Source organism: Streptococcus sp. 79, assembly GCF_013277425.1.
GTDB classification, from domain to species: domain Bacteria; phylum Bacillota; class Bacilli; order Lactobacillales; family Streptococcaceae; genus Streptococcus; species Streptococcus pseudopneumoniae.
Genome location: NZ_VMMW01000038.1, coordinates 1 through 6,376 on the forward strand (window position 1 = coordinate 1; position 6,376 = coordinate 6,376).

At 38.3% G+C, this 6,376-nt stretch carries 7 protein-coding genes; all 7 read left to right on the forward strand.

What is annotated here, in order from left to right:
• Positions 1–416: 416 nt before the first annotated feature.
• The 7 genes from HT729_RS06845 to HT729_RS12420 all read left to right on the forward strand — a co-directional run bounded on the left by HT729_RS06845 (position 417) and on the right by HT729_RS12420 (position 6,270).
• Positions 417–1,124 carry a 2-C-methyl-D-erythritol 4-phosphate cytidylyltransferase gene (locus HT729_RS06845; RefSeq protein ID WP_000638489.1) on the forward strand — a complete coding sequence of 236 codons (708 nt, stop codon included), beginning with the start codon at positions 417–419 and terminating at the stop codon, positions 1,122–1,124.
• A 4-nt stretch (positions 1,125–1,128) separates the two neighbouring features.
• Entirely contained in the window at positions 1,129–2,151 is a 1,023-nt protein-coding gene (locus HT729_RS06850; protein ID WP_000609870.1) for a ribitol-5-phosphate dehydrogenase, read from the forward strand.
• 16 nt (positions 2,152–2,167) lie between these two features.
• Complete coding sequence (gene licA / locus HT729_RS06855; protein WP_000411222.1) at positions 2,168–3,037, forward strand: choline kinase LicA; 870 nt, start codon at positions 2,168–2,170, stop codon at positions 3,035–3,037.
• Positions 3,027–3,905 (forward strand): DMT family transporter, encoded by an 879-nt coding sequence (locus tag HT729_RS06860; protein ID WP_000837608.1) that lies wholly within the window; start codon positions 3,027–3,029, stop codon positions 3,903–3,905. The genes licA and HT729_RS06860 overlap by 11 nt, the downstream gene beginning before the upstream one ends.
• An 11-nt stretch (positions 3,906–3,916) precedes the next feature.
• Complete coding sequence (locus HT729_RS06865; RefSeq protein ID WP_000643965.1) at positions 3,917–4,606, forward strand: sugar phosphate nucleotidyltransferase; 690 nt, start codon at positions 3,917–3,919, stop codon at positions 4,604–4,606.
• A 96-nt stretch (positions 4,607–4,702) separates the two neighbouring features.
• On the forward strand, positions 4,703–5,551 hold the full coding sequence (gene dprA, locus HT729_RS06870) for a DNA-processing protein DprA (RefSeq protein ID WP_000705307.1): 849 nt from the start codon (positions 4,703–4,705) through the stop codon (positions 5,549–5,551).
• A 593-nt stretch (positions 5,552–6,144) separates the two neighbouring features.
• Entirely contained in the window at positions 6,145–6,270 is a 126-nt protein-coding gene (locus tag HT729_RS12420; RefSeq protein ID WP_031233629.1) for a hypothetical protein, read from the forward strand.
• Positions 6,271–6,376: the final 106 nt, after the last annotated feature.

The following is a 6,376-nucleotide window of genomic DNA, read 5'->3' on the forward strand; positions in this document are numbered from 1 at the left end:
TGTGACGGGCATTAGTCAAGTAATATAGCACGACCTGAACGAAGTTCAGCGAGCGTCTTTAGACGCCGCTGGAGAGAAACGGCTTATAGCCGGTGTACAAGCCACCCGTTTTCACGGGTGGTTATGACTTTCATTGAGTATAAGTCAAGTAATCACTTTGAAGTTTCAAAGCTTACTTTTAAGTTTTCTTTAAGAAAACTATATTATTCTGAAGAACTCTAAAATTTCACAGCCATTTATTAGCAATGACTACAGAATTCCTGGTCATTACTAGAAATGGACTAGTTTCTTTGAATAATAGAACTCCTTAATCCTTCTATTCTAGAACGGGAGGGCCGGTATTTCTTTCATGATAGGACTAGATTGTGGTATAATAGAGAGAATAAGTTTTTTTAGTAAGACAAAGGAGAAAATAGATGATTTATGCAGGAATTCTTGCTGGTGGAACTGGCACACGCATGGGAATCAGTAACTTGCCAAAACAATTTTTAGAGCTAGGTGATCGACCTATTTTGATTCATACAATTGAAAAATTTGTCTTGGAACCAAGTATTGAAAAAATTGTAGTTGGGGTTCATGGAGACTGGGTTTCTCATGCAGAAGATCTTGTAGATAAATATCTTCCTCTTCATAAGGATCGTATCATCATTACAAAGGGTGGTGCTGACCGTAATACGAGTATTGAGAAAATCATTGAAGCTATTGATGCTTATCGTCCGCTTACTCCAGAGGACATTGTTGTTACCCACGATTCTGTTCGTCCATTTATTACACTTCGCATGATTCAGGACAATATCCAACTTGCCCAAAATCATGACGCAGTGGACACAGTGGTAGAAGCGGTTGATACTATCGTTGAAAGTACCAATGGTCAATTCATTACAGATATTCCAAATCGTGCTCACCTTTATCAAGGACAAACACCTCAAACATTCCGTTGCAAGGACTTCATGGACCTTTACGGTTCTCTCTCTGCTGAAGAGAAGGAAATCTTGACAGATGCATGTAAAATCTTTGTGATCAAAGGAAAAGATGTGGCCTTGGCTAAGGGCGAATACTCAAACCTAAAAATCACAACAGTAACAGATTTGAAGATTGCAAAAAGTATGATTGAGAAAGACTAGTAAAATGATTAATCAAATTTATCAACTAACTAAGCCTAAGTTTATCAATGTCAAATATCAGGAAGAGGCTATTGACCAAGAGAATCATATCCTCATCCGCCCTAACTATATGGCTGTCTGTCATGCGGATCAGCGTTACTACCAGGGAAAACGTGACCCCAAGATTTTGAATAAAAAGCTTCCAATGGCAATGATTCACGAGTCATGTGGAACCATCATTTCTGACCCGACGGGAACCTATGAGGTTGGGCAAAAAGTTGTCATGATTCCCAATCAGCCTTCTATGCAGAGCGATGAAGAATTCTATGAGAACTACATGACAGGGACCCATTTCTTGTCTAGTGGTTTTGATGGCTTTATGAGAGAGTTTGTTTCTCTCCCTAAAGATCGTGTGGTGGCTTATGATGCTATCGAAGATACGGTTGCAGCCATTACAGAGTTTGTCAGTGTTGGCATGCATGCCATGAATCGTCTATTGACCCTTGCTCATAGCAAGCGGGACCGAATCGCCGTTATCGGAGATGGAAGTTTAGCATTTGTGGTTGCCAATATTATCAACTATACTTTGCCAGAAGCAGAGATTGTGGTTATTGGTCGTCATTGGGAAAAGTTGGAACTTTTCTCTTTTGCCAAAGAATGCTATATTACGGATAATATTCCTGAAGATTTGGCCTTTGACCATGCTTTTGAGTGTTGTGGTGGTAATGGTACTGGACCGGCTATAAATGACCTGATTCGCTACATTCGTCCTCAAGGAACGATTCTCATGATGGGAGTTAGCGAATATAAAGTCAATCTCAATACTCGCGATGCCTTAGAAAAGGGCTTGCTCTTGGTTGGGTCCTCTCGTTCTGGTCGCATCGATTTTGAAAATGCAATCCAAATGATGGAAGTTAAGAAATTTGCCAATCGTCTTAAAAATATCCTTTATCTAGAAGAACCTGTAAGAGAAATTAAAGATATTCACCGTGTCTTTGCGACCGACTTAAACACAGCCTTTAAAACCGTGTTTAAGTGGGAAGTATAAGTGCTGGAGGTTAATTGTGGAGAAAATCATTAAAGAGAAAATTTCTTCCCTACTTAGTCAAGAAGAGGAAGTCCTCAGTGTTGAACAACTGGGGGGAATGACCAATCAAAACTATTTGGTCAAAACAACAAATAAGCAATACATTGTTAAATTCTTTGGTAAAGGGACAGAAAAGCTTATCAATCGACAAGATGAAAAGTACAATCTTGAACTACTAAAGGATTTAGACTTAGATGTAAAAAATTATCTTTTTGATATTGAAGCTGGTATCAAAGTAAATGAGTATATCGAATCTGCGATTACACTTGATTCAAGGTCAATCAAGACCAAATTTGATAAAATTGCTCCAATATTACAAACCATTCATGCTTCTGGTAAGGAATTAAGAGGAGAATTTGCTCCTTTTGAGGAAATCAAAAAATACGAATCCTTGATTGAAGAGAAAATCCCTTATGCCAACTATGAAGCTGTTCGAGAAGAAGTCTTTTCTTTAGAGAAAAGACTGGCTGACTTAGGTGTTGACAGAAAATCTTGTCATATCGATTTGGTGCCTGAAAACTTTATCGAATCACCACAAGGACGACTTTATCTGATTGACTGGGAATATTCATCAATGAATGATCCAATGTGGGATCTGGCTGCCCTCTTTTTAGAGTCTGAATTCACTACCCAGGAGGAAGAAGCCTTCTTGTCTCACTATGAGAGTGACCAAACACCGGTTTCTCGTGAAAAGATTGCCATTTATAAAATTTTACAAGACACTATTTGGAGTCTATGGACTGTCTATAAGGAAGAGCAAGGTGCAGATTTTGGTGACTATGGTGTGAATCGTTATCAAAGAGCTGTTAAAGGTTTGACTTCTTATGGAGGTTCAGATGAAAAGTAAAAACGGAGTTCCTTTTGGTCTACTCTCAGGTATTTTCTGGGGTTTAGGTCTAACAATTAGTGCTTACATCTTTTCGATTTTTACAGATTTGTCGCCCTTTGTGGTGGCCGCTGCTCACGATTTCTTGAGTATCTTTATCTTACTAGCTTTTCTCTTGGTAAAAGAAGGAAAAGTTCGCCTCTCAATTTTCTTAAATATTCGCAATGTGAGTGTCATCATCGGAGCCTTGCTAGCAGGCCCTATCGGTATGCAGGCCAATCTTTATGCGGTTAAGTATATCGGAAGTTCCTTAGCTTCATCTGTGTCGGCTATTTACCCTGCGATTTCAGTTTTATTGGCTTTCTTCTTTTTGAAGCACAAGATTTCAAAAAATACTGTATTTGGGATTGTCTTGATTATTGGAGGGATAATTGCTCAGACCTATAAGGTTGAACAGGTTAATTCCTTCTACATTGGTATTCTCTGTGCTTTAGTTTGTGCTATTGCATGGGGGAGTGAGAGTGTCCTTAGCTCCTTTGCCATGGAAAGTGAATTGAGTGAAATTGAGGCCCTCTTAATCCGTCAAGTAACTTCATTCTTGTCCTATCTTGTGATTGTGCTCTTCTCTCATCAGTCATTTGCAGAAGTGGCCAATGGACAATTACTAGGTCTCATGATTGTCTTTGCAGCCTTTGATATGATTTCCTACTTGGCTTATTATATCGCTATCAATCGCTTGCAACCAGCCAAGGCTACAGGCTTGAATGTGAGCTATGTAGTTTGGACGGTCTTGTTTGCAGTTGTTTTTTTGGGTGCACCGCTAGATATGCTGACCATTATGACGTCACTTGTCGTTATTGCTGGAGTTTATATTATTATTAAAGAATAAAGGAGATTCGTGTGAAAGCCATCATCTTAGCAGCGGGATTGGGAACTCGCTTGCGTCCTATGACTGAAAATACCCCTAAAGCCTTGGTTCAGGTTAATCAAAAACCCTTGATTGAATACCAAATTGAGTTTCTCAAAGAAAAAGGAATCAATGACATCATCATCATTGTCGGTTATCTTAAAGAACAATTCGATTACTTGAAAGAGAAATACGGTGTTCGTCTCGTTTTCAATGATAAATACGCTGACTACAATAACTTTTACTCTCTCTATCTTGTAAAAGAAGAATTGGCCAACAGCTATGTTATTGATGCCGATAACTATCTCTTTAAAAATATGTTCCGCAATGATTTGACTCGTTCGACTTATTTTAGTGTTTATCGTGAAGATTGTACCAACGAATGGTTCTTGGTCTATGGAGATGACTACAAGGTTCAAGACATTATTGTTGATAGCAAGGCAGGTCGCATCCTTAGTGGTGTATCCTTCTGGGATGCTCCAACTGCAGAAAAGATTGTCAGCTTTATCGATAAGGCTTATGCAAGTGGCGAATTTGTTGATCTCTACTGGGACAATATGGTTAAGGATAATATCAAAGAGCTAGATGTCTATGTCGAAGAATTAGAAGGCAATAGTATCTATGAAATCGATAGTGTCCAAGACTACCATAAATTAGAAGAAATTCTTAAAAACGAAAATTAAAGATTCCAACATCTGACAAAATAGTCGGATGTTTTTTTGATTTTTTACGAACTTTTACGAATAGATAGATGAGTAGAAAAAGAAATGGAGTTATTTATGAAAATCACAAACTATGAAATCTATAAGTTAAAAAAATCAGGTTTGACCAATCAACAGATTTTGAAAGTGCTAGAATACGGTGAAAATGTTGATCAGGAGCTTTTGTTGGGTGATATTGCAGATATATCAGGTTGCCGTAATCCAGCCGTTTTTATGGAACGTTATTTTCAGATAGACGATGCGCATTTGTCGAAAGAGTTTCAAAAATTTCCATCTTTCTCTATTTTAGATGACTGTTATCCTTGGGATTTGAGTGAAATATATGATGCGCCTGTACTTTTATTTTACAAGGGAAATCTTGACCTCCTGAAATTCCCGAAGGTAGCGGTCGTGGGCAGTCGTGCTTGTAGCAAACAGGGAGCTAAGTCAGTTGAAAAAGTCATTCAAGGCTTGGAAAATGAACTGGTTATCGTCAGTGGATTAGCCAAGGGCATTGACACAGCAGCTCATATGGCAGCTCTTCAAAATGGCGGAAAAACCATTGCAGTGATTGGAACAGGACTGGATGTGTTTTATCCTAAAGCCAATAAACGTTTGCAAGACTACATCGGCAATGATCATCTGGTTCTCAGTGAATATGGACCTGGCGAACAACCTCTGAAATTTCATTTTCCTGCCCGTAATCGCATCATTGCTGGACTTTGCCGTGGCGTGATTGTAGCAGAGGCTAAGATGCGCTCGGGGAGTCTCATTACCTGTGAGCGAGCAATGGAAGAAGGACGCGATGTCTTTGCTATTCCTGGTAGCATTTTAGATGGGCTATCAGATGGTTGCCATCATTTGATTCAAGAAGGGGCAAAATTGGTCACCAGTGGGCGAGATGTGCTTGCGGAATTTGAATTTTAAACATTATATAAGCTAGAATACTGAGAAAAATCAATTTTTAATAGAAAATGAAGTAAATATCCCCACAATAAATGCATAGTATCAGTTTTTTCAGCACTTGATATTATGCGTTTTTTCTAAGTGAATAAGTAGAGTGGAGGACTTTTCCCAGAGGAAGGAAAGCAATTTAGTGTAATTGAGAAAGGAGAGTTGCTTGTGACTAATCTTGGTCAGCTTATTATCAGGGAGCTGTATCGTCTCAAGTATTGCCAGTAAGGAAAAATAAATTCTTCAAAAGTAGAGATTACAAGGCTTGTTTAAGAAAGAATTCAAAGACCTTGACAGATAAAAATAAAATGGTTATTATAAAAAATGGTCTGAAATTGATGATGACACTCTTCGAAAATCTTTTTAAATCAGTTCAGCTTTGCCTTGCTGTGTTTTGAGCAGCCTGCGGTGAGCTTCCGAGTTTGATTTTCATTTACTAGAAATGAAACTGATGAGAGACATCAGTAGACATTTGCGTCAGGATATGATGGAAAATGATAAAAAGACCTCATGAGATTGGCATATCAGACTACTAAAGTATTGAGTTTGTTAGAATTTTATACTTAATGAAAATCAAAGAGCAAACTAGGAAGCTAGCCGCAGGTTGCTCAAAGCACTGCTTTGAGGTTGTAGATAAGACTGACGAAGTCAGTTACATATATCTACGGCAAGGTGAAGCTGACGTGGCTTGAAGAGATTTTCGAAGAGTATTAGCGACTAGTTAGCTGGGAAAGGAAGATATTTGTGACAAATAATAAACTGTATTCGTTGATAGAATTTAGAAATAAAATATATGAA

Coding starts and splice junctions, on each gene's coding strand:
- HT729_RS06860 (WP_000837608.1), top strand. CDS start 3,027: ATGAAAAGTAAAAACGGAGTTCCTTTTGGTCTACTCTCAGGTATTTTC.
- dprA (WP_000705307.1), top strand. CDS start 4,703: ATGAAAATCACAAACTATGAAATCTATAAGTTAAAAAAATCAGGTTTG.
- HT729_RS06850 (WP_000609870.1), top strand. CDS start 1,129: ATGATTAATCAAATTTATCAACTAACTAAGCCTAAGTTTATCAATGTC.
- HT729_RS06845 (WP_000638489.1), top strand. CDS start 417: ATGATTTATGCAGGAATTCTTGCTGGTGGAACTGGCACACGCATGGGA.
- HT729_RS12420 (WP_031233629.1), top strand. CDS start 6,145: ATGAAAATCAAAGAGCAAACTAGGAAGCTAGCCGCAGGTTGCTCAAAG.